This window comes from Shewanella hafniensis (assembly GCF_019655335.1).
GTDB lineage: Bacteria > Pseudomonadota > Gammaproteobacteria > Enterobacterales > Shewanellaceae > Shewanella > Shewanella hafniensis.
This window is the reverse complement of the sequence record NZ_BPFD01000237.1, coordinates 1-453: the sequence shown is the minus strand read 5'-3', so window position 1 is coordinate 453 and position 453 is coordinate 1. Positions and strand designations below refer to the sequence as shown.

At 29.6% G+C, this 453-nt stretch carries 1 protein-coding gene; it reads left to right on the top strand.

Annotated features, from left to right (window positions below; genetic code table 11):
* Nucleotides 1–180 precede the first annotated feature (180 nt).
* Nucleotides 181–450, top strand: coding sequence for a hypothetical protein (locus K5Q99_RS22070; RefSeq protein WP_155730107.1), 270 nt, complete (start codon nucleotides 181–183; stop codon nucleotides 448–450).
* Nucleotides 451–453: the final 3 nt, after the last annotated feature.

The following is a 453-nucleotide window of genomic DNA, read 5'->3' as shown; positions in this document are numbered from 1 at the left end:
AAGTTAGGAGGCGTTGGATGATAAAAACATCTTTAATTTTATTCTTTCTTCATGTCTTCTTATTTTCTGTATTGGCAAATGAGGCGTTAAAATTTGAGGTCAATGGAAATAACTTTTATATAACAATATATAATAATTCTGAAAAAAGTTGAGCTTAATTATATTCTATGTTTTGAGCCATTGGGTGGTATCAGTTTTGATATAAAGGATGAAAATGGAGTCATCTATGGCATAAATGGCATGTTTGATTCTGGTTGTGCGTTAAACGAAAAAATATCAGTGCCTCGTTATGGAATTATTGGTCAGATAGTAGATAAAGACCTAGTTAAAATGATCTATGATCCCGTTCCTAAAAAATTACATGTAACAGCAATGTTTTGTGAGAATTATTTTACTAGGGAAAAATGCTTAACAAGCAATACACAAATTGTAGATTTTTCAGTAAAATAACTA